We start from the raw sequence: 26250 nt of genomic DNA on the forward strand, positions 1-26250 counted from the left end.
CGGCTCAGCTGTCCGGATGTGCCAGCTCCACGTCGAACTCGCGCCCCGGCCCGTCCACGGCCACCGGCGCGGCGACCGGCGGATAGCCACTGGCGATCACCGAGTACTCGCCCTCGTCCAGGTCGGTGAAGGCATAGCCGCCGTCCGGCCCGGTGGTCGCCGTGCCGATCACATTGCCCGCCTTGTCCACGAGCGTGACCCGTGCCTGGGTCAGCGGCCTGCGGTCCGCGCCGACCCGTACGGTGCCCCGAAGCACCGCCCCCGGCCACAACGCCACATCCAGACGGGCGAGTCGAGGACCGAACACCCGCACCGGGAGCGCTGCGGGCCGGAATCCCGCCGCGTTCACCACCACCGTGACATCACCTTCCGGCAGCTCACCGAACGCGAACGCACCTGATCCATCGGTGGTTTCAGCGGCCAGCGCCTCGCCCCGCACGTCCGTCACCGCCACCGTCGCGCCCGGCAACGGCGACCCGTCCCCGGCGATGACCACCGTGCCGGCCAACCCGCTGTTCGCGGACAGCACGATGTCGTGGGACAGCGGCTCCTCACCCACCACCACGGTGGACGCCTGCGGTTGACGGCCCTCCGCCGCCGCGATCAGGACGTACGATCCCGCACTCGGCACGTCCAGACGGTAACGGCCTCCGGAAGGGGCCACGGCCCGGCCCAACTGCCGCCCGCCCGGAGAGATCAGCGTCACCGTGGCACCCGCCACCGCCTCCCCCGCCGTCCCGCGTATCCGGCCGTGCAGGGCGGGACCCCACTCCCCGTCAGGGACGAATGTGTCACCACCGGTTGCGGAGCCGACCCCACCCGACCGCTGCCCCGACTGTCCCGACCGCCCCCGGGCAGCGGCACCGACCAGCACCGGCTCCGGCGCGAACTCGACGGACGGTGTGGCGTCCTCGGGTGCCGCCTGATCCGCGGAGCCGGCCACGGGCGTCATGGTGCGCTGCGGAGTCCGCAGCAGTACCGCACCCACGAGCGCGGCGACCAGGGCCAGACACGCGGCCACGATCAGGCACAGGTAGAGGCCGTCGAGGAAGGCCTCACCCACCGCGCCCATGGCCCGGCCGGTGTCCTGACCGAGGTTCACGCGGGCCGCCGCTCCCAGACCGCCCGCGTTCACCGCGCCGGTGATCCGATCGGCCACGGGCCCGGTGAGGCCGGCGTCGCGCAGGTGGCCGGGCAGGGTGTCGACACTCCGGGTCGTCAGCAGGGTGCCCAGCACGGCCGGGCCGAGCGCACCACCGACCTGCCGGAAGGCGTTGTTGCCCGCCGACGCCATGCCGGCCAGATGATGCGGCACCGACGCGACCGCCGTAGCGGTCATGGGGGTGATCACCAGGCCGAGACCGAGACCGAGCAGGGCCAGCCGCCAGGCCAGCGGACCGAAGGCGGTCCCGGCGTCGATCGCGGTCAAGGACAGCAGCGATCCCGCGGTGAGCAGCAGGCCGGTGGTGATCATGGCTCGGGGCGGGATGCGGTGCATGAGGCGCCCGGCCAGCGTGCCCACGACCAGGGACACGAAACTGACGACCAGCAGCCGGTAGCCCGCGTGCAGGGTGTCGAGGCGCTGCACGAGGCCGAAGTAGAGGCTGAGGACGAAGAAGAAACCGATCAGCCCCAGGAACGTGATCATGGCGATCAGGGTCGTGGCGCTGAAGGCCGCGCTGCGGAAGAGCGACAGGTCCAGCATCGGGCTGGGGCTGCGGCGCTCGGCCAGGACGAAGGCGAGGGCGCTGACCGCCGCCAGCGTCAGGGCCGCGATCACCCGGCCCTCGGTGAACGATGCGGCGCCGCCTTCGATGACGCCGTAGACCAGCGCGGTGATCGTCACCGCTGCCGTGATCTGACCGGGCCAGTCGAGCCGTCGCTGACCGGGAGCCCGGGAGTCGGTCACCAGCGGTGCCGCGACCGCCAGGGTGACGACCGCGACCGGTACGGCCGGCAGGAAGATCCATCGCCAGGTGGTGTGGTCCAGGATCACCCCGGCGATCAGCGGTCCGACGGCCAGTGCGGCCATCAGGGACGCCGCCCAGAGTCCGACGAACGTGCCGCGCTTGCGCGGGTCGGGCACGGCATGACTGATCAAAGCCAGCGTCGACGGCAGCAACGCGGCCGCGCCCAACCCGGCACACGCCTGACCGACCCACAAGACCTCGACCGACTGTGCCGACAGCGCGATGACGGCTCCCGCGCCGGCCAGCGCGAGGCCCGCCAGGTACACCTTCTTGCGGCCGTGTACGTCACCGAAGACCCCGGCGGTCAGGATGAAGGCGGCCATCGGGAGCTGGAACGCGGAGGAGACCCAGGTCAGTTGGGAGGTGGACGCGTGCAACGCGCTCGCGATGGCGGGCAGGCTCGCCGAGACGGTGGTCACCGGCAGATAGGCGACGAACATCCCGAGACAGGCCATGACCAGCGTGGCCACCTGCCGTTCTCGCGGATCGTTCACCGTGGGCACGACGTTCACGAAGCTCTCCCTTGTGGCGCGGCGGGGCCGCACTCGACTTACAGGCCGCTACCTTCCGGCCCATTCCGCCTTCCGAGCCAGCCACAGCTTCCAGAACCGGGAAAAGCGACATCCGCGGCGGCCTCACGAGGGATATCCGACGGGCCAGGCCCGGAAAGTGGGCGCCGGTCCGGGCAGGTCCGCTTCATGGAAGCTTCATAGGCCGAGTGCTACGTGCTTTATGGGACGGCTGTTACCTGGCGGACATGCAGGGGTTCCCCCGCATCAGCGCCGCACCCGCCTGGCCGCGGCGCCACGACCCCATGCGTACGACCTGACTCCCCCCACAGAACGAAGAGGAGCACCGGAAATGAACCTGCGACGGAACATCTCGCGTCGAAGGGTGATCGAAGCGACCTCGGCCGCGGCGCTCGTCGGGGCGGCGGCCGCCTCCATGCCGGCCGCCATGGCCTCCGGGGAGGCGGCGGCACCCGGCGGGCACGGGCTACCGAAGGGCAACTGGCGTATCGACACCCACGCGCACTACTCCCCCGACGTGTACAACGACTACCTGAAGCGCTACGGCCTGCTCGGCGCCATCACCGGGGCCTACGGGCCCTGGTCGGTCGATCGGCACGTGGCCTTCATGGACCAGTACCGGATCCAGGCCAGCGTCCTGTCGTTCGGCGACCTCCAGGTCACCGTCGGCCCGGTCGACGACCGGCGCGCCACCGCCCGCGCGGTCAACGACTTCGCGCGTGACCTCGTGCAGACCCGCGGTGACCGGTTCGGGATCTTCGCGGTCACCCCGATGCCCGACATCGAGGGCTCGGTGGCCGAGGTGGACCGCGCGCTCGGCGAACTGGACCTCGACGGCATCTGCCTGCTCACCAACTACAAGGGCACCTACCTGGGGGATCCCTCCTTCACGCCGCTGTACGAGATCCTCAATGACCGCGGTGCCTACGTCTACGTCCACCCGACGGGTCCGGAGGTGAACCCGGCTCCGAAGCTCTGCTTCGGTCCCGACATCCCGGCCGGGAACAACGTCTTCGAGTACACCTTCGACGCGACCCGTGCGATGACCAGCCTGATCTACAACGGTGTCCTGCGGGACTACCCGAACATCCGCTGGCACTTCACGCACAGCGGCGGCGCCCTGCCGTTCCTGGCCTACCGGCTCGCGACCCGGCACTCGGCCTTCCCGCCCTTCAACGAGGTGCTGCCGGAGGGCCCCCTCACGTACATCAAGCGGATGTTCTTCGACGACGCACAGGCGTTCACCGCCGCGCAGTTGGAGCCGCTGTCGTCCCTCGTGCCCGCCGACCACATCATGTTCGGCAGCGACTGGCCGGCGACCCGCCACCTCTACGCGGCCGACAACCTCGAGACCATGCCCTTCCTCAAGGGCAGCCTGCCGGTCCTCAAGACAGGCGACCCCGAGCCGACCGTCGACGGGATCTACAGCCGGCGCCAGCGGATCGCCCTGGAGCGGGACAACGCCCTCGACCAGTTCCCGAAGCTGCGGGCGCGCATCCGCCGCGCCGGCTCGCGCTGATACCGCGTAACGATCCGAAGGAACGTGAGAGTGGAACAGACCATGATGGCGGTCCGCCTGTTCGAACATGGCGGACCCGAGGTGCTCCAGTACCTGGAGGTACCCATCCCCCAGGTCGGCCCCGACGACATCCTGCTGCGCGTGCACGCCACCGCCGTCAACAGCTGGGACATCCGCTACCGCACCGGCAACCTGCCCGAGCCCCTGCCGGGACGACCCGCGTGGCCGCTGCCGTTCCAGCTCGGCCGGGACGCCGCCGGCGAAATCGTCGCCACCGGCACCAACGTCACCAAGTGGCACCCCGGCGACCGAGCCGTCCAACTCCCCCACCCACCATGCCGCAACTGCGCCCTGTGCATCCGCGGACTGGAAAACCTGTGCGTCGACACCGCCTACCCCGGACACCAGACCTTCGGCGGATACGCCCAATACGTCGTACGCCACCAGGACACCGTCCTGCCCATCCCCGACGGCATCGACTACGCAACCGCCGCCGCCACCATGTGGACCTACACCACCCCCCTCAACTGCGCACGCCAGGCACCCGTCGGCCCCGGCGACACAGTGCTCATCACCGGCGCCAGCGGCGGCATGGCCACCGCCTGCGCCCAACTGGCCAAACTCAGCGGCGCCACCGTCATCGGCACCACCACCAAAGCAGACCGCGACGACGCACTCAAGACGCTCGGCTACGACCACATCCTGCACTCCACCGACCCCCACCTGCCCGCACAGGTCAGACAGCTGACACACGGACTGGGCGCCGACGCCGTCTGGGACTGCGTCGGCGGCAACGACTTCTTCCAGCTCTCCCTGTCCTGCGCACGCCTCGGCGCCACCGTCACCGTCCTGGGCACACCCCCCAGCCAAAGCTCCCGCCTCGAACTGGACGCACTCACCCTCATCGGCCAGCAAGTGAAGATCGCCGGGGTACGCGGCGCCACCCGGCGCGACCAGCAACTGTGCCTTCAACTACTGGCCGCCGGACACATCCACCCCATCATCGACCGGTCCTACCCCCTCGCAGAAGCAGCCCAGGCCCACACCTACCTGGAAAGCCACCGCCAGGTCGGCAAAGTCATCCTCCTGCCCTGACACCTGGGGCCCGCGGCCGTTGGAGTGCGACGTTCGTACTCCACCGGAGCAGCACGCCCACCGCGAAGCGCCGGCGCCCTCGCCGCGGCCCGGCGCCGGATGGGCGACGCCAGGCACGACACGCACCGTACGCTGGCCACATTCGAGGCCTCCGCCTCCGGGCCATCGGTCGCCCCGCGGCCCTGACGGCCCTCCCCCGCCCCCTGCCCCTCCCCCTCGGCGACCGAAAGCGAGCACGATGAGTACGCAGCGCGTTCTGGTCGTCGACGACGAACCCAAGATCCGCATGACCGTGCGCGGTTACCTGGAATCGGACGGCTTCCACGTCGTCGAAGCCGCGGACGGACCCTCCGCCCTCAAGGCCGTCACCCGTGACCGGCCGGACCTCGTCGTGCTCGACGTGATGCTTCCGGGACTGGACGGATTCCAGGTCCTGCGCCGCATCCGGGAGGCCAGCCAGATCCCGGTGATCCTGCTGACCGCCCGCGACGAGGAAGTCGACCGGCTGATCGGCTTCACCACCGGCAGCGACGACTACGTCACCAAGCCGTTCAGCCCTCGCGAACTGGCACTGCGGGTGCGCGCGATTCTCAGACGCACCGACAACCGCGCCGAGACGGCCCAAGAGGACGACGTGCTCCGCTTCGACGGACTGACCGTCGATCCCGAGACACGAACCGTCCTCGTCGACGCCGACCGGACGGTGGAGTTGTCAGCCCTCGACTTCGATCTGCTGTTCGCGATGGTCCGGGCCCCCGGGCGGGTCTTCACCCGGCGTGGCCTGCTCGCCCAGGTGTGGGGCGAGGACTTCTTCGGCGACGAGCGCGTCGTCGACGTACACATCCGCACCCTGCGACGCGCGCTCGGCGACGACGCGAACGCACCCCGGTTCGTCGGCACCGTTCGCTCCATCGGCTACCGGTTCATCGGGCGCCCTGCCTAGCGGCCAGGAAGGACACCCACCCATGTCTCCCTCCCGCTTCCCGGCCCACCCCGGGTACCGTGCGCGGCTGCGTCGCGTCCAGGCCCGACTGTCGCTGCGCAACCGGCTGGTGCTCTCCCATGTCATGGTGCTCCTCCTGGCACTACTGGCCATGGCGATGATCAGCGCCCTGATCGAGGTGTGGCTCGACTTCGACGACATCGAAGGCGACTTCGTCGTGCAGGTCGGCCTGTTGTCCGGGGTAGCCGCGGCGTTCCCGGCGTCCTACGCCCTGTCCCGGTTTCTGCTGCGCCCGCTCGACAGGGTGCGCGTCGCCACGGCCCGGCTCGCCGAGGGACACTACGACGACGTCCTCGAACTGCCCAGCGAGCCGGGCCTGGCAGCGTTGGTACAGGACGTCAACAAGCTGGCGGCGGCCCTCGCCGACACCGAGCGCCGCCGAGCAAGACTGATCTCCGAGGTCGCCCACGAGATGCGCACCCCCATCACCATCCTGCGCGGCCAGATCGAGGGCATCGCCGACGGCATCTTCACCCCCGACGAGGCGATGTTCGCCTCCCTCGCCGACGACCTCGACCGGCTGCAGCGCCTGGCCGGCGACCTCTCCAGCCTGTCCCGTGCGGAGGAGGGCGCCTTCGACCTCGACCGCAAGCCCACCGACGTGGCCACGCTGGCACGGGCAACGGCCGAGCGACTGCGTCCCCAGTACGACGACCAGATGGTGACCCTCGTCGTTGACGCGGACACACCCGTCGTCGCCCGCTGCGACCCGGACCGCATCACCCAGGTCCTGGTGAACCTGCTCGGCAACGCACTCGTCGCAGGCGACCGGCACGGGCATGTGGCGCTGTCCGTGCACACCGAACCGTCTCCCGCGCACCAGGTGATCGTCCGCGTCACCGACGACGGCATCGGCATCGCCGGACATGACCTCGAGCGCATCTTCCACCGCTTCGAACGCCTCAACCATCCCCACCGCCCCACTGCCGCCGGTGGCAGCGGCATCGGCCTGACCATCGCCCGCGGTATCGCCCGGGCCCACGGCGGAGACCTCACCGCGGAATCCCCCGGGCCGGGCAACGGAGCAACGTTCACCTTGCGCCTCCCGCAGGAACCCGCCCTGGAGGGCAGCACCCCGCCCTCTCGTAGACTGCGGCCGTGACCGACGCGACGTTCCCCACCACCGGATATCTCACCTGGCAGTTCTCCCAGATCATCGCCGGACGACTGGAGCGGGCGCTGCGCGCGGAGGACCTCACACTGGCTCAGCACAACGCTCTGCAGCAGGTCCTCTGGACGCCGGGGGTGTCCGCCGCGGAGATCGCGCGCCGCTCCGGCATCACGGCCCAGTCCATGGGAGTCGCGGTGAGCCAGCTCGTCGAGCGAGGACTGCTGCGACGTGAACCGCATCCGACCAGCCGCCGCAGCATGCGCCTGTTCGCGACCGCCGAGGGACACGCGACGGCCGGTCGTGCCGCGTCGATCGCCCGGCAGATCGAACAGGAGACGACCTCGCCGCTCTCCCCCGAGGACAAGGACACCATTCACCGTCTGCTGTACCGACTGGTCGAGGAACTGAACCCCGACGCCCTCGCCATCGACAGCCGCTCCTTGAACTAGCCCTGGCTGAGCAGCGGTTGCCCTGTCGGCTGCGGCGCGTCGACGCGAGGAAGAGATATGGAAAGCAGTCCGTCACCGTACCGACCCACCCGCGGCCGCCCCCGCAGCGAGGCCGTGGAACAGGCCATCCTGGAGGGGGTGATGAAGCTCCTGGAGGACGGCGTCCCGCTGGCCGACATCTCCATCGAACGCATCGCACGCTCCGCCGGCGTCGGCAAGGCGGCCATCTACCGGCGCTGGAGCGACAAGGAGCAACTGTTCGTCGACGTCATGCGTGCCGCCGAGCCCGCCGAGCGCGAACTGCCCGGTACGTCCATGCGGGACGACCTGGTCGTTCTGCTGGAGTCACTGCGCCAACGCGCTCTGGCGGGCCGTTCGTCGGCGATCCTGCACAACGCGCACGCCCAGATGAGAAGCAGCCCCAGGATCTGGGCCGCCTACCATGCCACCGTGATCACGCCCCGGCGCGACCTCGGGCTGGAGATCCTCCGACGGGGCCGGCTCAACGGCGAACTCCACGCCGACGTCGACCTGGAACTGGCCATCGACATGTTCGTCGGCCCCCTGCTCATCCGCTCGTTCGCACGCAATGACCCCGACCTCCCTGACGGACTGGCGGAGCAGATCGTCGACAACGCCCTCCACGGCCTACGCCCCGTCAGCTACCGGAAGCCATAATCCTGTTCCGAGGACGCGCGCCCCGGGTCAAGGGTTGATCACGGGCATCCACATGGGTTCGTCGCGACGTTGGACGGCGTCGAAGGCGCCCAACGCATCGCTGAGCGGGAACCGGTGCGTGATGAGCTCATCGGCGGTGAGGGCACCGGTCTCCAACAGACGCAGAACTTCCAGCGCGTCGTTCCGGGTACAGGTACGGGTACCGACGAACCTCCACATGTTCATCATCATGGCCATCGGTGAGAGCGGCAGCGGCGTCTGGTTGCCTCCCATGTGCACGAGTGCGCCGCCGGCCGCGAGCCCGGCCATGGCCTGGCCGGTGACCGGCCCGTCGGGCACGTAGTCGAGGACCGCGTGTGCTCCGCCCGGTGCCAGTTCGCGCAGTCGCCCGGCGAGTGCGCGGGTGTCCGCCCAGCCGTCGGGCAGTTCGTCAAGGGCGACGATGCCGGCCGGGACGCCACCGGACAGGTCGGCGACGGCCTTGAGCCGGTCTCTGTGGCGGCCGACGAGGATGAGCTCGGCGACACCGAAGTGCTTCGCGAGCTTGACCGTCGCAGTGCCCATGGCACCGGTCGCGGCGGTGACGACGACGGTGGATCCCATCGGCAGCTCGGCCCACTTGAACGCCCGTACGGCGTTGGCCAAGGTGTGCACCTTGGCCGCCACGTCGAAGGGGACCGACCGCGGCAACGGGTCGACCAGCCAGTACGGGAGGCGCACGTACTCCGCGAGGACGCCGTTGTGGTAGTCGGCGTAGAGCGGCATCTCGGTGTCGTTGAAGGCGGCGTAGCCCATGAATGCCTGCTGCGCGCACATCATGTCGCGGTCGGTACGACAGTAGATACAGGTACGGCAGTTCAGAAAGGGGTGGACCCGGACCCGGTCGCCGACGTGGACGCCGGTGGCGTCGCTGCCGACGGCGGCGATCGTGCCGGCGCCCTCGAAGCCGAGGGTGGTGGGCAGATGCTTGAACGCGCCCATTTTGAGCAGGCGCATGATGCCAGGGGCCAGACCGGCGGCGGCGACCCGCACCACAACGTCCATCGGGCCGGGCTCGGGGACGGGGACGTCCTCCAGGACGAGGGTGCCGGCGTCGCGGTGGGCGCGCAGGGCGAGCATCGTGGTCATGAGTGGGCCTCCGCGTCGAGGGCCGCGAGCCGTTCGGGTGAGTACTGGTCGGCGGTACGGGAGGTCTTGGCGACCTGCGGAACCTCGCTGCGCGAGAGCAGGCTGACGTAATCGCCTGCCTCGGTCACGACGTCGGCGTGCGAGATGCCGAGCGGGATGCGCACGAAATCGCCGGGCTCGAGGTCGACGACGCCGTGCTGGGTGATCAGGGTGCGGTGGCCGTTGGCCTGGTACTGGATCTCGTCGGCGTCGAGGGTACGGCGGTAGCGGCGTTCGGCGCCGGGCACGCTGGTGACGAGACCGATACGGACGCGCTCGGTGCCGTACAGCCAGGTGGTGTCCTGGGCACGGTCGGGGCGCAGTACCTGGATCCGGCGGTCGTCACTGTGCACGTGTTCGAGCAGCTGCTGTTCGTCGACCCCGAAGATGGTGATGTCGCGGCCGGGGGTGCCCAGGTTCCAGCTGACGGCTTCGTTGGCCGGGGCGGGCTGCCAGCCGGGAAACGGCGGGAACACCGCCTGGGACTCACGCTGAGCCGGTACGAGTTCGGCGACCGGTGCGGGGATGTAGAACAACAAGTGGCTTGCGGCGCGGCTGTAGTTGTCGTGGGCCACGCCCCGGGGGATGCGGGAGAACTCGCCCGGCCGGTGCTCGACCACGCCGAGTTCGGTCATCAGGGTGCGCTCGCCGGCGATCTGGTAACAGAGCTCGTCCACGTCGCAGTTGCGGTGGTAGAACGGCTGCCGCCCGTCGAGCTTCTGCCACTCGACGCGGATCTCGTCGTTCTCGTACACACCGCGGGGCGGGGCGTACGCCTCGTCCTGGTAGTCCTGCGGGTAGTGCACCACGGTCAGTGGCGGCTGCTCGTCCCACAGCTTCATGGGCACCTTGGACGGATGCGGCGGCGCCAGCAGCAGGTGTTCGTCGCGGACGACGCTCTGCAGTGGCTGGTCCGATGCCATGACCATGAGGTCCTCGTTGACCTTCACGGCAACCTCCTTGTTCGGGGTGGCGTCGCGTAATGCGGCTCTGGTTGTGAGGCGATCCCGCTGTCCGGAACGTGGCAGGATCGGGTTGTCGGCGCGATGGGTGGCGCCGGTGCTGTTACTTCTTTCGGCCCCAGAACATCTCGATACCGCGCCATTCCATCAGCTGCGGGCTGTCGACCGTGTCTCCGAATGCGTCGCGGATCTCTTCGCCGGAGTAATAGGGAATGTCTTCCGCAGGAACGTGCTGGAAGAGCTTGTCGAACCATTGCCGGAGATGGACATCGGCGTCGATACGGGCGTAGAACGACGATCCCTTCAGGACCGCCTCGGCCAGCACGATGCGACGGCCCGGCTTCATCACACGCAGCAGGTCCCCGGCCGTCTCCTTCCAGTCGTCGGAGTGCTGGGTGGCCTGGAGCACGGCGACGCAGTCGTAGGACTCGTCGGCCAGCGAGTCGGCGTAGTCCCAACGCCAGCAGCCGGTCTGGCCGTTGCGTCCGGGGATCCGGCCCAGGACCGCCTTCCGTCCGTCCTGGATGATCTCGACCTCGTCCACGGCGCCCTCCGGTCCCACGAGTGCGCGCATGTCCTCGAGCCACCCGGCCGGTGCGATGCCCTCACCGATGAGCAGGACCTTGTCTCCGGGGCGGAGTTCGAGCAGGCCGTAGACGATTTCGGAGATCGGCCGAGCCAGTTCCTGCCAGATATAGGGAAGTCCGCCGGCGATGGCCATGGCCATCTCCCATTTGGTCCGCTGACCCTCGTCGTGAACTTCCGGACCGAAGCGCTCCTCGTCCCACGGCTGGATGTAGTTCCACGGGTTTCCGCCACCGAAATCGTTCTTGATGTCACTACTCATTTTCATCGCTTCCTGTGGGAAGACCGCCGGCTCGTGATGGCCGCCGGGTGCTGTTTGGCGGACGCTGCCCTCTGTCGGCCCGATCGGCTTGTCAGGCACAGGTGTTCGTGAGGGTGCCGATGCCCTCTATCTCGATCCGGACCTCGTCACCTGACCGCAGGAACAGGCCTCGTTTGTGTCCGACTCCGACCGGGGTTCCGGTGGCTATCACGTCGCCGGGTTCGAGGGTCGTCTGGCGCGACAGGTAGGAGACCAGCGCTGGAACCCGGTGGATGAGCTGCGAGGTCCGCGCGTCCTGGCGCAGCTCGCCATTGATCCAGGTGCGCAGGTGCAGGTCATCGGGATCGGCGAACTCATCCAGCGTGACCAGGGCCGGGCCCATGGGGGTGAAGGTGTCAAAGCTCTTGGCCGCGGTGACATCGGCGGCTCGGCCGGGAACTCGACCTTTTTGGACATCGCGCGCGCTGACGTCGTTGCAGATCGTGAAGCCGGCGACGAACGCGTACGCGTCCGCTTCGGGCACGTCGGTGGCGCGTGTGCCGATGACGACGGCGAGTTCGCCCTCGTAGTCGACCTCCTCCGAGGCCGCCTTGGGAAAGCGGATCCGCTCTCCCGTGCCGATCACCGAGGAGGGTGCCTTCAGGAAGATGACCGGATCGTCGGCCCTGCCGGCGTATCCCACCTCGGTGCGATGGCCGGCGTAGGCGTAACCGACCGCCCAGATCTTGGAGGGCCTCGGCACGGGGGCGATGAGCTGCGCCTGGGCCACGGGGATCCGGTTACGGACCGCGGCCGTGGCGAGGGAGGTGATGTCCAGGCCCGCTTGCAGGGCGGCGCCGAGGTCCGGCGCGTCGAGGTCGAGGAGGGCGACGCTCTCGCCCTCATCCTCCAGCCTGCCGATTCCCTTGGCGGTGCTGGCGAGCCTGGTCACAACGCCACCGCCGCATTGTCGAGGCGCAGCAGCTCGTCCTTGGGGTCACCGGCGCGGTAACGGGCCACAAAACGCTCGGGGTCCAGTTCCAGGCCGGAGGGGTTCGCCGCGAAGACAGGACCGGACATGAAGGCCACCTCTTCTTCGGTGGTGGCGAAGTTCGCGCAGGAGAACTCGACGATGTTCCCGTCCGGATCCCGGTAGTAGAAGCTGGTGGCCTGGCCGTGGTTGGCCGCCCGGTGCGGACGCGCACCGAAGGCTGCCATGTGCTCGGCCTGGGTGATGAGTTCGCCCAGCGAGCCGACGGCGAACTGGAAGTGATGCAGGCCCGGCCCCGAGGCGTCGGTCCCGGCCAGGCGGTCGATGCCGAACAGGGCCAGGACCTGACTGGCGTGCGGGGCGTCATGGACACGGAAGAAGCCCAGCCGGACATCGACCGCCCGCTCCGGCATCCCCGCCGGACGCGGCGGGGCGTCGGGGTCAGGGGTGCGCTCATAGAACGGGCCGTGCCCCAGCACGTGGGTGTAGAAGGCGGCCATCTCGTCGTAGCGGCCCGTCTTCAGCACGACCTCGCCTATCTGCAATGCGACAGCTTGGGTCTCGGTGGCCGCGTCGGCGGCCGTGCTCTGGGAAGTCGTCGTCATCGTGGGGGCCTCCTTGCCCGTCAGACGCTGGGGTGCAACGGCCTCGATGTGCGGTGCGTGATCCGCCACTGCCCGCCCAAGTGGCGAAACCGGTGAACGGTGTCGAGGACGCGGTCCAGGAACACATGGACGTCTGCCGGCCGATGTCGGCCTCTCCTCGCTTCGTTCAGCCGGAGACACCACGACGTTCTCCTGCCTCTTGAACTCGGGCCAAGCGTAACACCGCACACTCTTATCGACAGGTGCCTGTTAATCAAGCTCTTCCATGGAATGGGTTGCGCATGCGACTCTGACCCGGGTTCAAGAGGTTGGGTCGCGATCGATCCCATCCGTGTTCAGGAAGGCAGGTCCCCTGTGTCTGACCGCAATGCAAGAGGCGGATCCCGGCGTGTCCTGGTGGTGGGGGCGGGGCCTGTGGGTCTTGCGCTCGCGATCGAGCTGGGGTGGCGCGGAGTGCCGGTGACCGTGCTCGATCAGGGCGACGGCCGCGTGCCGTTCCCGGCGGGCGAGGCGATCTTCTCGCGCACCATGGAACATCTTCGGCGCTGGGGCTGCGCGGAAGAAGCGCGCTCGGAGTCGGCGCCGCCTGCGGACTTTCCGCACCGTACGGTGTTCGCCACGTCGGTGACGGGACACGTCCTGGCCGAGTTCGACTACGGAGTCACCAACCGCTCCCCCGGCATCTACGGCTCGCTGACGCCGGAGGGCCCCGCGTTCTTGTCCAAGTTCTCCTTCCTGCCGCTGCTCGAACGGACGGCGCGCGCTCTGCCCTCGGTTGACATCAGGTTCGGCGCGCGGCTGGAGTCGTTCGAGCAGGACGGCGACGGTGTCCTGGCCGTGGTGCGCGATGTGAAGAGCGGGGCATCGGAAACACTGTCCGGCGACTATCTGGTGGCCTGTGACGGCGGCCGCAGCAGTGTCCGGCGGGCGCTGGGCATCACCTTCGAGGGCATGTTCGCGCAGGGCCACAACTATGCGGTGCACTTCCGTGCGCCCGAGCTGCTGGACCTGCTCCGTAAGCGGCTGGGCGGCCCGGCCGTGCAGATCCACACCCTGTCATCGGCGCGCAGGCCCTACATCACCGTCGTCAACGGCGTGGACGAATGGCGGCTCTCGGTCTACCTGGACGACGAGCCAGAGCCCGGGGATGCGGTCGCCTGGGTGCACGAAGCCGTCGGCGCGCCGATCGACGTGGAGATCCTCGCCGCCCAGCCCTGGAGCGGGCACTGCGTGGTGGCATCCAGCTACCGCGCGGGCCGGGTGTTCCTTGCCGGGGATGCGGCGCATCTGCTGTGGCCCAAGGGCGGCTTCGGCGCCAACACCGGCATCGGCGACGCGGTCGACCTCGGCTGGAAACTCGCCGCGGTCCACCAGGGCTGGGCAGACCCGGCCCTGCTCGACAGCTACGAGCAGGAACGGCGCCCGATCGCCGTCCGCAACGTCACCGAAGCATCCACCAACTGGAAGTCCGACGCCCAACTCGTACCCGATGCCGTACTCGGCCGCGCGGACGCGGACGGCGACCGGGCCCGCAGCCGGATGGGTGAGCTGATCCGCCGCTCCCGGGGCAAGGAGTTCCGCTGCACGGGCATCCAGCTCGGCTACCGCTACCGCGCCTCCCCGATCTGCGTACCCGATAACACCCCGGAACCGCCCGACGAACCGGACGACTACGCGCCGTCGACCTGGCCCGGCTGCCGCGCACCGCACGCCTGGCTCCCCGACGGCAGCTCGATCCTCGACCACTACGGCCGCGGCTTCGTCCTCGTGGTCTCCGGCCCGGCAGACCCGACACCGCTACTGGAAGCCGCACACCAGCAGGGCGTGCCCTTGACCGTGCTGCGTCTCACCGAACCGGCCGCAGCCAAGCTGTATGGGCGGCCGCTGGTGCTGGTCCGCCCCGACGGACACGTCGCCTGGCGCGGCGAACAGCCCCCGGCCCACCCCGGTGCGGTGCTTGACCGGCTGCGCGGGGCAAAGACCGGGAATCCGGCCGCGGGCTCAGTCATGGAGACGCAGGCGGCCGCGGCGAAAGTCGGCACTCGCCACCTCTGACTCGCCGGGCTCGGCGGTCACTCCTTCCTGATCGGCGCATGCCCGGCCAGGACGGATTCCATCAGGAGGCGGATCATCTCGTGGGCCGGTCTGTTGCGGTCATTGGGCACGTTAGCGCCTTCGAACACGGCCACCACGGTGTCGCGCAGGAGCGCGGCATCGATGCCGGAGTCGCCGTCGAGGCCGTGCTCGGCGATGACCTCGTCGACCAGTCCCACGATCCAGCCCAGGAAGGTGTTGTGGGCGGCCCGAACCGCCTCGGAATGCGGCAGCCGGTCGTGCATGGCCTGATGCAGCGGCCGTGAATAGCGCATGTCGGACAGCCCCCGCACCAGCCGGCTCAACGGGTCGGCGCCCGCCTGCTCCGCGCTGAGCGTACGGATCTCACGGCTGAGCATCCGGTCCATCACCGCGGCGAAGATGTCGTCCTTCGAGTCGAAGTACCAGTACACATTGCCCCGGGCCACACCGGCGGCAGCGCTGATGTCCGCCATCGTGGTCTTGGCATAGCCCTTGGAGAGAAAGAGCTCCGTCGCCGCGGCGAGCAGATCACCTGCCCGCTCTTCACGGGGGATCTGCTGGCGGTTCCGCGGCATCCCGGGCTCCTCTGATGGGTTCAGCTCGTCTCAACTGAGTGTAGACAGCGAGCTGGACCGGCCTGTCGGCAGTGAAGTGATCTTGGCGAGAGGCCTGCGAGATAGCCGTGCGTTCAGACATGGCTGTGTCCCCTGCCGATGGCAGGGGACACAGGCACCTCGGTCTGCCGACCGAAGCCACGACGTCCGTGCACGGCCGTCGGTCGGCGGAACGGATCCGGTTGTCTACGGCACCAGGACGATCTTTCCGCTGGTGCGACCGGTCATGATCTGGCGATGGGCGGCAGCGGCTTCCCTGAGTGGGTGGCTGCCTGCGATCAGGACGCGCAGGCGCCCTGCCTCCGCGGCCTCGGTGAGCCGCAGGCGGGCGGCGGTACGGATGGCCCTGCCCGGGTCTGCGCCGGGCGAGCCGCCGAGGAGCTTGATGCCGGCCTGGGCCCCACGCGCGAACCCCGCGATGGTGGCGATGCGGGAACGGTCCGCCACGAGTTCCACGGAGACGTCCACCGCCTCGTCGGTGCCCACCAGGTCGGCCGCCGCGTCGACGCCCTCCGGTGCTGCCGCGCGTACCCGGTCGGCCAGGCCGGGCCCGTAGGCGACCGGGGTCGCTCCCAGGTCTCGCAGCAGATCGTGCTTGGCCGCGCTGGCCGTTCCGAGGACCGTGGCGCCGCGTGCCACCGCCAGTTGCACGGCCATCAGGCCGACCCCTCCTGCGGCGCCGTGGATCAGCACCGTTTCGTCCTTGCTCAGACCGATCGCCTCGAGAACGTGCACGGCGGTGACGCCGGCGGCCATCAGGCCGCCGGCCTGCTCCCAGGAGAGAACCGTGGGCTTCGGTACCACCGAGGAGGCCGGGACGACGAGTTCGGTGGCGTACGCGCCGGGCGCGGGATAGACGATCACCTCGTCGCCGACCTCGACCGGACCGGCGGGGCCGGTCGCGTCGGCGCCCACCGCGGTCACCACGCCCGCCGCCTCGACTCCGAGCCGTAGGGGCAACTTCGCGGGATCGGTCCCGAAGGCGCCGCTGTACACCTTCTGGTCAAAGGGGTTGACGCCCGCGGCACGGACCGCGATGCGCACCTGGCCCGGCCCGGGATCAGGGACGGCGACATCGATCACCGACAGCACCTCGGGACCGCCGTACGCGCTCGCTACTACTGCTTCGCTCATGTCAGAGACCAACTCTGTTTCGGAGGGGGTCATTCCGCCCACTCGTGGTCGCCTCCCGTGCCGCCGACCGGGGCTTCGCGCCCTACGGGCCCGACCCTCACTGACCATAAGTTACCTTACTGTCTCGGCGTCGAACGGCCCGTGGCACCCGCGTGTCCCCTTCGGGGGACGAATCGCTTACCACGAGATCGATATCCAGGGGAAAGTTTCTTCCCCCTCACCATGAATAGACATCATCCCGGCTTCGGCGAACCATGGCACAAGGACCGCCTGACGGCGGACCAAGGCCGAGGAAGAGGCAGAAATCATGGTCAGAAGTGTTTCCTTCAGGAACAAAGAAGTAGAAATTGCGGGACACCTGCACCTGCCGGACGACTTCAGGGACGACGAGAAATATCCGGCTCTCGTCGGAATCCACCCGGCTGGCGGCGTAAAGGAACAGACCATCGGAGCCTATGCCAGGAGGCTATCTGCACAGGGATTCGTCACGGTGGTGTACGACTCCTCCTACCAGGGAGAGAGCGGCGGCGAACCTCGCCTCTTGGAAGACCCGACGATCAGGGTGGAGGATGCCCGCTGCGCAGCCGATTTTCTGACCACTCTTCCGTTCGTCGATTCCGAACGGATGGGAGTTTTCGGCATTTGCGCCGGGGGCGGTTACGCAATCAGCGCGGCACAGACCGAACGTCGTTTCAAGGCGGTGGCCACCGTCAGCGCGGCCCCCATGGGCGAGGGCTCCCGAGCCTTTCTGGGGCACATGTCCCCGGTGGCCGAGCAGATCGGGACGCTGGAAATGGTTGCCGGGCAGCGCACGGCGGAAGCGAGAGGAGAGGCACCTCTCTACGCCCCGTTTGTTCCGGAAACGCTGAAGGAGATCAACGAAAACACACCGGACCTCCTGCGCGAAGGATACGACTACTACAGGACTCCCCGAGGCCAACACCCTAATTCGAAGGGCCGCTTCCTGCTGACCAGCATGGACAAGATGTTCGCCTTCTCGGCGTTCGACCAGATCCCGGAACTGCTGACCCAACCGATGCTCCTGATCGCAGGGAGCAAGGCGGATACAAAGGTGTTCAGCGACCAGGCCTACGAGCTTTCCCAAGGGCCGAAGGAGTTGTTCGTCGTCGAAGGCGCGACGCATATCGCCATGTACGACGTGCCCGAGTACGTAGATCAAGCGATCACCAAGATGGTGACGTTCTTCGCTGTCCTGTAGCACCGCCGAGGCCTGTGCTCACGCCCACCCGGCAGGCATCGCTTCGGTGCCGTTCGGCGCGACCAGCCCTCAGCGTTCCATTAGACAGGGGAAATTTTCTTCCCCCTCACAGCGCGCTCTTCCGGTGCAAGTCTTGGTCACAAGCAGAACACGCGCATTCGAGGAGCACGACACCATGTCCCATTCCGCCCCGCCGTCAGTCGCCGTTGCCTTTCATTCGGGCTACGGCCACACAGCCGTCGTCGCCGAAGCCGTGGCGCGGGGGGCTGCGGGAGCCGGCGCCGAGGTGGTCTCGATCTCCGTCGACACCATCACCGACGAGCAGTGGGCACAGCTGGACGCCGCCGACGCGATCATCTTCGGTTCCCCCACGTACATGGGTACCGCCTCCGCGGCCTTCCACGCGTTCGCCCAGGCCAGCACCAAGCGCTGGTACTCCCAGACCTGGGTGGACAAGCTCGCCGCGGGCTTCACCAACTCCGGTGCCAAGAGCGGCGACAAGTCATCCACCCTGGGCTACTTCGCCACCATGGCCGCCCAGCACGGCATGCACTGGATCAGCCTGGGTCTGCAGCCGGGCTGGGATTCCACCACGGGCAGCGAGGACGACATCAACCGGCTCGGCTTCTTCCTGGGCGCCGGCGCCCAGAGCCCCACGGATGCCGGTCCGGAAGCGGTCCACACGTCGGACATCGCCACCGCCGAACACCTGGGTGCGCGCGTCGCGCGCCAGGCCGCGGTCTTCCGCGCCGGGCGCGCCGCCCTCGCCGCCTGATCGCAAGCCACGTTTCCCCTGTCCCATCCCCCACGCAAGGAGCTCACCATGTCCGACTCCGCGAGCCTCGCCCTCATCCGCCGACTGTACGAGTCCGGAATGTCCCCGGAGGTCACCAGCGAGGTCATGGCCCCCGACCTCGTCTGGGACATCACCCCCGGCTTCCCGAACAGCGGCGTGTACCACGGTTGGGCCAGTGCGGCACAGGACTTCTTCGGCAGGACGATGCCGAACTACGAGTCCTTCGGCGCGGTGCCCGAGGAGTTCTACGCGGACGACGAGGGCCACGTCTTCGTGTTCGGGCACTACCACGCCGAGACCAAGACCGGGAACAAGGCCGACGTCCGGTTCATCCACCTGTGGACCGTCCGCGACGGCAAGGCCGTGAGCATGCGGCAGGCCGCCGACAGCCACGTCCTCCAGGAAGCCCTCAAGGGCTGAAAACCCCCACCACTTCATCAGGCCATCAGGAGCACACCATGGCGAAGATCCTCTTCGTGATCACCGCGTCCGACCACTGGACCCTGGCCGACGGCACCCGACAGCCGGCCGGCTTCTGGGCCGAGGAAGCAATCGGCCCGTACCAGGTCTTCAAGGAGGCAGGATTCGAGATCGCGGCCGCGACACCCGGCGGTGTACCGCCCACGGCGGACGCGCTCAGCCTCACCGCGGAGTTCAACGGAGGCGAGGAAGGCGCCGAGCGCATGCGGACCGCACTGCGCGAGGCCACCGAGCTGGCCCACCCGATGCGCATCGAGGACGTGGCCATCGACGACTACGCGGCCGTGTTCTACCCCGGCGGCTGGGGCCCGATGGAGGACCTGCCGGACAACGCCGCCTCCGGCAGGCTGCTCACCGAGTGGCTCGCTTCCGGCAAGCTGGTGTCCCTGGTGTGCCACGGCCCGGCCGCACTGCTGGCCACCATCGGCCCCGACGGGACGTCCCCGTTCACCGGCTACCGCCTGACCGGCCTCTCCAACGCCGAGGAGAAGCTGAACGGCCTCGCGGACCGCGCGAAGTGGCTGCTCCAGGACCGCCTCGTCAGCGACCTCGGGGCCGACTACCGCGAGGCCGAGCCGTTCACCCAGCACGTCGAGGTCGACCGCACCCTGTTCACCGGCCAGAACCCGGGCTCGGCGGTTCCGCTGGCCCAGGAGTTGGTCAAGGCACTGAGCTGACACCTCAGCCGCGCACGGAAGACGGCTCGGCGGCCCGGTACGCATTCCGGGCCGCCGAGTCGTCTTCCGCGTACCGCCCGAACAGGTCGTCGTCGGTATGGTCCTCGCACCTCGGCCGGTCCCACAGGGCAAGACGCTCGCCCCGTTACAACGCCGGGCTTCTGTGCGAGGCTGGAGATCATGAACCGCAACCCCCATCTGAACGAGCTGGGTGAGTTCCTCAAGGCCCGCCGCGCAGAGCTCAGCCCTTCCGAGGTCGGACTCCGCGGCGGGCAACGACGACGTGTGAGCGGTCTGCGCCGCGAGGAAGTGGCTCTTCTCGCCGCGATCAGCACCGAGTACTACACCCGGATCGAGCAGGGCCGACTCCAGGCATCGGCGCCCCTGCTCGACGAGATCGCCAAGGTGCTCCGTCTGAGCGAGGACCAGCGGACCTATCTCTTCGAGCTCGCGGCGAAGGAGAGAGTGCGCCCGCCCGTGTCAGGTGACCGTCAGCAGGTGGACACGCAGCTTCAGCGCATGCTGGACGACCTCTCCGCCTCCCCGGCCTTCGTCATCGGCCGGCGCACCGACATCCTTGGCTGGAACCAGCTCGCCGCCGCCCTGTGGACCGACTTCGGGGACTACCCGGAGCAGGAGCGCGTGTTCGTCCGGCTGCTGTTCACCGAACCCTGGATGCGCGAGCTGTACGCCGACTGGGAGGAGGTCACCCGGCTGGCCATCGCCCAGCTACGTATGGAGAGCGCGCGCTACCCCGGCGACGAGCGCCTGACCGCTCTGGTCGAGGAACTCTCCGCCCGTGACGCACAGTTCCGGGAGTGGTGGACCGAACACGACGTCGCGATGCGGGGCAAGGGCGTCAAGAAGCTCCGCCATCCGGTGGTGGGCGAGCTGACCCTCGACTGGAACACGCTCACCTGTGGCACGGACCCCGACCAGCACATCATCGTGTGGAACGCCGAACCCGGCTCCTCGTCCCACGACGGCCTGCGTCTCCTGTCCTCCTGGGCTGCCGAACAGAAGCGGACGGCCTCCGGCACCATCGCGTGAGCGCACGCGATCACTGGGCTTTCCTGGTCGGAAAGTCTCCCCTGCACGGGCTCGCAGAAGTCAGCGAGCATCGCTGAACGGAAGAGCGATCTCACCCGCTGTCTCGCGCATCAAGCCCCACCTGGAGGAGAAGGACCATGGCCACGCCGGACAAGTCAGGGCCACCGCCGACTGCGACCGAACCCGAAGCCCTGACGCCACCGGCCACGCACGGGACGTTCATGACCCGCGGGCTGACCTTCCTGTTCGCCATCGCGGGCGGTGCGGCCGTCGGGAACCTCTACTGGGCGCAGCCGCTGCTCGACTTCATCGCACAGGACCTGCACGCCTCGACCGCGGCCGCGGGGTGGCTCGTCACGGCCACCCAGATCGGCTACGCGACGGGCATCCTCCTCCTCGTGCCGCTCGGTGACGTACGCGACCGGCGAAGGCTCATTCCCGTCATACTGCTGTGCTCCGCGATCGCGCTGCTCCTGTGCGCGCTGGCGCCGTCATTCGGAATGCTGCTGGGCGCCATCACGCTGCTGGGCGTGACGACCGTCTCCGGACAGCTGCTCGCGCCCCTCGCCGGTGACCTCGCCGACGACGACAATCGCGGCGCCGTGGTCGGGACCGTGGTGTCGGGCATCCTCACCGGCATCCTCGTATCCCGCACGGTCAGCGGTCTGATCGCCGGTGCCGCCGGCTGGCGCACCATCTACGTCGTGGCGGCGGCCGTCGCCGTCCTGTTCGCGGCGCTGCTGCACCGCGCGATCCCGTCGCTTCCGCCGAAGACCCACATTCCCTACCCCGCTCTCATCGCCTCTGTCTGGACGGTCGTACGACGTGAGCGCACGGTGCGCTGGACCCTGGTCCTGGGAGCGACGGCGTTCGCCTCGTTCACCATGTTCTGGACGTCGCTGACGTTCCTGCTCAGCGCCCCGCCGTTCAGCTATTCCGTGACCGCGATCGGGCTGTTCGGGCTCCTCGGTGTGGCGGGTGCCCTCGCCGCGCAACGGGCCGGCCGACTGCACGACCGTGGGTTGTCGTTGCCCGCGACCGGAATCGCGTGGGCCCTGGTCCTGGCGTCGTTCGCCCTGGCAACGTTCGCCGGGCACTCGGTGGCGCTCCTCGTGGTCGTGATCGTCCTGCTCGACGTGGCGGTCCAGGGCGTCAACCTGCTCAACCAGTCGCGGATGCTCGCCGTGTCCAACGAGGCGCGCAGCAGGCTCAACACGGCCTTCGTCACGGGCAACTTCCTCGGCGGCGCGGTCGGTTCGGCCGTCGCTTCGGTGCTGTGGACGACGGGCGGCTGGACGGCAGTGATGATCGCGGGAATGGTCCTGAGCGGCTTCGCACTCCTCGTGTGGGCGCTCGGACGCCGGGGCCCGCTGCGACTCTCGTCGGCGGTATAGGGGGGAGGATCTCTCCCCCCTATAGGCCTGTACCAGCCAAGAACCTTCCCCTTTTCCCGGCTTGCGCGAGAGGCGAATATCGAAATCCTCAATGAACGCATGCCGAGCAATGAGGTAATTCGATGAAGGCGGTAGGTTTCACGGAATTCGGCGGGCCGGAGGTGCTTCGGGTCTTGGAGCTGCCCGCCCCCGAAGCCGGTCCCGGCGAGGTACGGATCCGGGTGCACGCGGCGACGGTCAACGCGGTAGACGCCTTGCAGCGCGGCGGCCCGGGATCGCCGGACGCCCAGCCGCCGTTCGTTCCCGGCATGGAAGCCGCCGGGGTCGTGGACCGGATAGGCCCGGGTGTGGACACGGACCTGAGCGTCGGCGACCCCGTGATGGCGATCGTGCTCCCCAACGGCTCGCAGGGCGCCTACGCCGAGCAGGTCGTGGTGCCGGTGGACTCGGTCGTCCGCGCTCCTCACGGTGCGACCGACGCGCAGGCGGCGTCGCTGCCGATGAACGGCCTGACCGCGCGCCTGGCACTGGACACGCTCGGCCTGGAACCCGGTCGGACTCTCGCGATCACCGGAGCTGCCGGGGCGGTCGGCGGTTACGCCGTCCAGCTGGCCAAGGCGGACGGGCTGCGCGTGGTGGCCGACGCCTCGGAGCAGGACGAGACCCTGGTCAAGGAACTGGGTGCCGACGTCGTACTCCGCCGCGGTGCCGAATATCCGAACCGGGTACGCGCCGCAATCCCTGAAGGTGTCGACGGACTCGTCGACGCCGCGTCGCTCGGCGCTCTCACCGCTCGGGCGGTCCGCGACGGCGGCCGAGTGGTGACGCTGCGAGGGTTCGACGGACCCGGCGAACGAGGCGTCGTCTTCGAGCCGGTCGTCGTGTTCCGCTACGCCAGGGAGCGCGCCAAGCTCGACCGGCTCCGACAGCAGGTGGAGGCGGGCAGCCTCACCCTGCGTGTCGCGAAGACGTTGCCGGCGGAACAGGCGGCCGAAGCGCACCGCCTCCTCGCCGCGGGCGGAACCCGTGGCCGACTGATCCTCACCTTCTGAGAAGGGGGGTAAGGATTACTCCCCTGGATGAGTCATTCCCCGGATGGAATTCTTTTCCTTTGCGGGCGCACCGGGTGACCCAACGCCATAACCGCGATGACGCGGCTCAAGCAAATCGTGGACAACACCGACCAGTCCGACTGAGAAGGCACCATGCGAGCAACCATCATTCACGCCCCCGGTGACATCCGTGTGGAGAACGCCCCGGAACCGAGGATCACGGCACCGACGGACGCGGTCGTCCGTACCGTCGCCGCCTGTGTGTGCGGCTCCGATCTGTGGAGTTACCGGGGTGTCCTGCCGGTCACCGGGCCGCAGCCGATCGGCCATGAGTACGTCGGCATCGTCGAGGAGGTCGGCAGCGACGTATCGAGCGTCAAGCCGGGCCAGTTCGTCATCGGCTCCTTCGTCGCCTCCGACAACACCTGTCCGATCTGCCGGGCCGGCTATCACACCTCCTGCCAGCACGCGCAGTGGGTCAACGGCTGCCAGGCCGAGTACGTCCGCGTGCCCCTCGCCGACGGAACCCTGGTCGCCACCCCGGAGCAGCCGTCCGAGGAGCTCATCCCGGACCTGCTGGCCCTGTCCGACGTCATGGGCACCGGCTGGTACGCCGCCAAGGCAGCCGAGGTCAAGCCCGGTGCGACGGCCGTGGTCGTCGGTGACGGCGCGGTCGGCCTGTCCGGCGTCATCGCCGCGAAGGAACTGGGCGCCGAACGGATCATCGCCATGAGCCGGCACGAGTCCCGGCAGAAGCTCGCCCTGGAGTTCGGTGCCACCGACATCGTCACCGAGCGCGGCGAGGAAGGCGTCGCCCGCGTCAAGGAACTGACGAACGGCATCGGCGCCGACTCCGTCCTCGAGTGCGTCGGTACCCAGCAGTCGATGCAGCAGGCCCTCCAGTCCACCCGCCCGGGCGGCAACGTCGGCTTCGTCGGCATGCCGCACGACGTGCAGATCGACGGTCTGCAACTGTTCTTCTCCCACGTCGGCCTGCGCGGTGGTCCCGCCCCCGTACGCGCCTACCTTCCCGACCTGATCGACCGCGTCCTCAGCGGCCGTATCCATCCGGGCAAGGTCTTCGACCTCACCCTGTCCCTGGACGAGGCCGCCGAAGGCTATAAGGCCATGGACGAGCGCCGCGCCGTCAAGGCGTTGCTGCGTCCGTGACATGAGGTCCGCTCACACTGCCGGTGGAGGCCGCCCACCTCCGTCAGCAGTCCGCCCGACACAGGAGTAGGCACCATGATCGGACTCGAACTCGTCGTACTCCTGGGCGTGGCCGTGCTGGTCGGACAGGCCGTGGCGCAGCGCCTCGGCGTCGCGCCGCCCGTCGTGCTGCTTGTCGTGGGTGCTCTTGTGGGGCTGGTCCCAGCCGTGCGCCAGACGCAGCTTCCGCCGGAGGTGGTGCTGCTGCTCTTCCTGCCGGTGTTGCTGTACTGGGAAAGTCTCACCACGTCCATGCGGGAGATCCGTTCGAATCTGCGCGGCATCGTGCTGCTCAGCACGGTCCTGGTGATCCTCACCGCAGGGGCCGTGGCGGTCGCGGGGCACGCGCTCGGGCTGCCGTGGGGGCCGGCGTGGGCCCTGGGCGCCGCAGTGGCGCCGACCGACGCGACGGCGGTAGGTGTCCTGGCCCGCTCTCTGCCGCGCCGTCAGGTCACCGTGCTGCGTGCCGAAAGCCTCGTCAACGACGGCACGGCACTGGTCATCTTCGGCCTGGCGGTCGGGCTCACCGTCGGCGAGGAGCACCTCACCCTGCCGCACGTCGGAGCGCTGTTCCTGCTGGCCTACGGCGGCGGGGCAGCGGTCGGTGTGGCGGTCGCCTGGGTCAACATGAACCTGCGGCGCCGCCTGGCCGATCCCCTGCTCGGCAATCTCGTCATGATCCTGGCCCCGTTCACGGCGTATCTGCTCGCCGAACTGATCCACGCCTCCGGTGTCCTCGCCGTCGTCGTGAGCGGGCTGATCATGGCCCAGGTCGCACCCAGCCTCATCCGCGCCGATCACCGCCGCCAGGCACTGGCCTTCTGGCCGCTGCTCACCTTCATCATCAACGGCGCACTGTTCGTCCTGGTCGGAGTGGAACTCCAGTACGCGCTCCGCCACTTGAACCGGTCGGATCTCCAAGACGCCCTGATCGCGATCGGCATGGTCAGCGTGGTGCTGGTCGCGGTCAGGTTCGCGTTCCTGTTCTCCTCCGCCTACCTGATCCGCGCCATCGACCGGCGTCCCCAACAGCGGCTGCGCAGAATCAGTGACCGTGCCCGCGTCGTCAGCGGCCTCGCGGGCTTCCGGGGCGCCGTGTCGCTCGCCGTGGCCCTCTCGGTACCGGTGACCCTCGACTCCGGCGCGCCGTTCCCCGACCGCGACTTCATCGTCTTCGTCACCTCCGGCGTCATCGTGGTGACCCTCGTGGTGCAGGGACTGCTGCTGCCCGGCGTCGTGCGCTGGGCCCGGCTGCCGCACGACACCTCAGTCGACGAGGAGCACGTCCTCGCCGAGACCACGGCAACCGAGGAAGCCATCGAGGCACTGCCGCGACTCGCCGCCGAACTGGGCACCACCCCGAAGGTCATGGAGTGGCTGCGCCAGGAGTACGAGGCCCACCTGGCCACCGTACGAGCCCAGGGCGCGGGCACCGACGACGATCCCGCCCTGCTCCACAACCGCCACTACACCGACCTGCGCCTCGCCCTCATCGCCCACAAGCGCGCGACCGTCGTGCGCCTGCGCGACGAGCGGGACATCGACGACACCGTGCTGCGCCGGCTCCAGGCAACCCTGGACAACGAAGAGGTACGCCTGGCCGGTCGCGAGCAGGTGGAGTGAGCCGGCTCCGACACCCGGCC

The 26250-nt window shown here is 69.0% G+C and carries 24 protein-coding genes; 16 read left to right on the plus strand and 8 right to left on the minus strand.

The features are described from left to right. Positions 1 to 4: 4 nt before the first annotated feature. The gene (locus tag OG381_RS04270) at positions 5 to 2425 is read right to left on the minus strand and encodes an MFS transporter (protein WP_327722378.1); all 2421 of its coding nucleotides are present in this window, start codon (positions 2423 to 2425) and stop codon (positions 5 to 7) included. A gap of 406 nt (positions 2426 to 2831) precedes the next feature. Between OG381_RS04270 and OG381_RS04275 the strand changes: the two genes are divergently transcribed. The 6 genes from OG381_RS04275 (at position 2832) to OG381_RS04300 (ending at position 8355) form a co-directional block, all read left to right on the plus strand. Next, positions 2832 to 4019 carry an amidohydrolase family protein gene (locus tag OG381_RS04275; RefSeq protein ID WP_327714738.1) on the plus strand — a complete coding sequence of 396 codons (1188 nt, stop codon included), beginning with the start codon at positions 2832 to 2834 and terminating at the stop codon, positions 4017 to 4019. A 30-nt stretch (positions 4020 to 4049) separates the two neighbouring features. Next, positions 4050 to 5114, plus strand: coding sequence for a quinone oxidoreductase family protein (locus OG381_RS04280; RefSeq protein WP_327714739.1), 1065 nt, complete (start codon positions 4050 to 4052; stop codon positions 5112 to 5114). 238 nt (positions 5115 to 5352) lie between these two features. Further along, on the plus strand, positions 5353 to 6057 hold the full coding sequence (locus OG381_RS04285) for a response regulator transcription factor (protein WP_327714740.1): 705 nt from the start codon (positions 5353 to 5355) through the stop codon (positions 6055 to 6057). 22 nt (positions 6058 to 6079) lie between these two features. After that, the gene (locus OG381_RS04290) at positions 6080 to 7219 is read left to right on the plus strand and encodes a sensor histidine kinase (RefSeq protein WP_327714741.1); all 1140 of its coding nucleotides are present in this window, start codon (positions 6080 to 6082) and stop codon (positions 7217 to 7219) included. Beyond that, positions 7216 to 7677 (plus strand): MarR family winged helix-turn-helix transcriptional regulator, encoded by a 462-nt coding sequence (locus OG381_RS04295; protein ID WP_327714742.1) that lies wholly within the window; start codon positions 7216 to 7218, stop codon positions 7675 to 7677. The genes OG381_RS04290 and OG381_RS04295 overlap by 4 nt, the downstream gene beginning before the upstream one ends. 57 nt (positions 7678 to 7734) lie before the next feature. Beyond that, on the plus strand, positions 7735 to 8355 hold the full coding sequence (locus OG381_RS04300; protein ID WP_327714743.1) for a TetR/AcrR family transcriptional regulator: 621 nt from the start codon (positions 7735 to 7737) through the stop codon (positions 8353 to 8355). Between the two features lie 27 nt (positions 8356 to 8382). Here the strand turns inward: OG381_RS04300 and OG381_RS04305 are convergent, their stop codons facing one another. From OG381_RS04305 to OG381_RS04325, 5 genes are all read right to left on the minus strand, one after another. Beyond that, a complete protein-coding gene (locus OG381_RS04305; RefSeq protein WP_327714744.1) occupies positions 8383 to 9483 on the minus strand; it encodes a zinc-dependent alcohol dehydrogenase in 1101 nt (366 codons plus the stop codon). Continuing rightward, on the minus strand, positions 9480 to 10472 hold the full coding sequence (locus tag OG381_RS04310) for a hypothetical protein (RefSeq protein ID WP_327714745.1): 993 nt from the start codon (positions 10470 to 10472) through the stop codon (positions 9480 to 9482). Before OG381_RS04310 ends, OG381_RS04305 begins: the two co-directional genes overlap by 4 nt. Before the next feature lie 115 nt (positions 10473 to 10587). Further along, a complete protein-coding gene (locus OG381_RS04315) occupies positions 10588 to 11430 on the minus strand; it encodes a hypothetical protein (protein WP_327714746.1) in 843 nt (280 codons plus the stop codon). Further along, entirely contained in the window at positions 11423 to 12262 is an 840-nt protein-coding gene (locus OG381_RS04320) for a fumarylacetoacetate hydrolase family protein (RefSeq protein WP_327714747.1), read from the minus strand. The genes OG381_RS04315 and OG381_RS04320 overlap by 8 nt, the downstream gene beginning before the upstream one ends. Then, entirely contained in the window at positions 12259 to 12906 is a 648-nt protein-coding gene (locus OG381_RS04325) for a VOC family protein (protein WP_327714748.1), read from the minus strand. Before OG381_RS04325 ends, OG381_RS04320 begins: the two co-directional genes overlap by 4 nt. A 270-nt stretch (positions 12907 to 13176) precedes the next feature. On the opposite strand from OG381_RS04325, the gene OG381_RS04330 reads away from it, so the two are divergent. Next, positions 13177 to 14961: an FAD-dependent monooxygenase gene (locus OG381_RS04330; protein ID WP_327714749.1), complete on the plus strand. Its 1785-nt coding sequence runs from the start codon at positions 13177 to 13179 to the stop codon at positions 14959 to 14961. A 17-nt stretch (positions 14962 to 14978) separates the two neighbouring features. Here the strand turns inward: OG381_RS04330 and OG381_RS04335 are convergent, their stop codons facing one another. Continuing rightward, on the minus strand, positions 14979 to 15557 hold the full coding sequence (locus OG381_RS04335; protein WP_327714750.1) for a TetR/AcrR family transcriptional regulator: 579 nt from the start codon (positions 15555 to 15557) through the stop codon (positions 14979 to 14981). A gap of 225 nt (positions 15558 to 15782) precedes the next feature. After that, positions 15783 to 16730 (minus strand): quinone oxidoreductase family protein, encoded by a 948-nt coding sequence (locus tag OG381_RS04340; protein WP_327714751.1) that lies wholly within the window; start codon positions 16728 to 16730, stop codon positions 15783 to 15785. 307 nt (positions 16731 to 17037) lie between these two features. On the opposite strand from OG381_RS04340, the gene OG381_RS04345 reads away from it, so the two are divergent. The 9 genes from OG381_RS04345 (at position 17038) to OG381_RS04385 (ending at position 26230) form a co-directional block, all read left to right on the plus strand. Further along, complete coding sequence (locus tag OG381_RS04345; RefSeq protein ID WP_327714752.1) at positions 17038 to 17949, plus strand: alpha/beta hydrolase; 912 nt, start codon at positions 17038 to 17040, stop codon at positions 17947 to 17949. A 175-nt stretch (positions 17950 to 18124) separates the two neighbouring features. Further along, complete coding sequence (locus OG381_RS04350; protein ID WP_327714753.1) at positions 18125 to 18724, plus strand: flavodoxin family protein; 600 nt, start codon at positions 18125 to 18127, stop codon at positions 18722 to 18724. Between the two features lie 48 nt (positions 18725 to 18772). Further along, positions 18773 to 19165, plus strand: coding sequence for a nuclear transport factor 2 family protein (locus OG381_RS04355; protein WP_327714754.1), 393 nt, complete (start codon positions 18773 to 18775; stop codon positions 19163 to 19165). Positions 19166 to 19203: 38 nt separating this feature from the next. After that, positions 19204 to 19902, plus strand: coding sequence for a type 1 glutamine amidotransferase domain-containing protein (locus tag OG381_RS04360; RefSeq protein WP_327714755.1), 699 nt, complete (start codon positions 19204 to 19206; stop codon positions 19900 to 19902). 180 nt (positions 19903 to 20082) lie between these two features. After that, complete coding sequence (locus OG381_RS04365) at positions 20083 to 20952, plus strand: helix-turn-helix domain-containing protein (protein ID WP_327714756.1); 870 nt, start codon at positions 20083 to 20085, stop codon at positions 20950 to 20952. Between the two features lie 137 nt (positions 20953 to 21089). After that, on the plus strand, positions 21090 to 22346 hold the full coding sequence (locus tag OG381_RS04370) for an MFS transporter (RefSeq protein ID WP_327714757.1): 1257 nt from the start codon (positions 21090 to 21092) through the stop codon (positions 22344 to 22346). 122 nt (positions 22347 to 22468) lie between these two features. After that, positions 22469 to 23398, plus strand: a complete 930-nt coding sequence (locus OG381_RS04375) for an NADP-dependent oxidoreductase (RefSeq protein WP_327714758.1) — start codon at positions 22469 to 22471, stop codon at positions 23396 to 23398. Between the two features lie 153 nt (positions 23399 to 23551). Then, positions 23552 to 24568 carry a zinc-dependent alcohol dehydrogenase family protein gene (locus OG381_RS04380; RefSeq protein ID WP_327714759.1) on the plus strand — a complete coding sequence of 339 codons (1017 nt, stop codon included), beginning with the start codon at positions 23552 to 23554 and terminating at the stop codon, positions 24566 to 24568. Positions 24569 to 24643: 75 nt separating this feature from the next. Further along, positions 24644 to 26230, plus strand: a complete 1587-nt coding sequence (locus OG381_RS04385) for a Na+/H+ antiporter (protein WP_327714760.1) — start codon at positions 24644 to 24646, stop codon at positions 26228 to 26230. Positions 26231 to 26250: the final 20 nt, after the last annotated feature.

The organism is Streptomyces sp. NBC_00490 (genome assembly GCF_036013645.1).
In the GTDB taxonomy this organism is placed as follows: domain Bacteria; phylum Actinomycetota; class Actinomycetes; order Streptomycetales; family Streptomycetaceae; genus Streptomyces; species Streptomyces canus_F.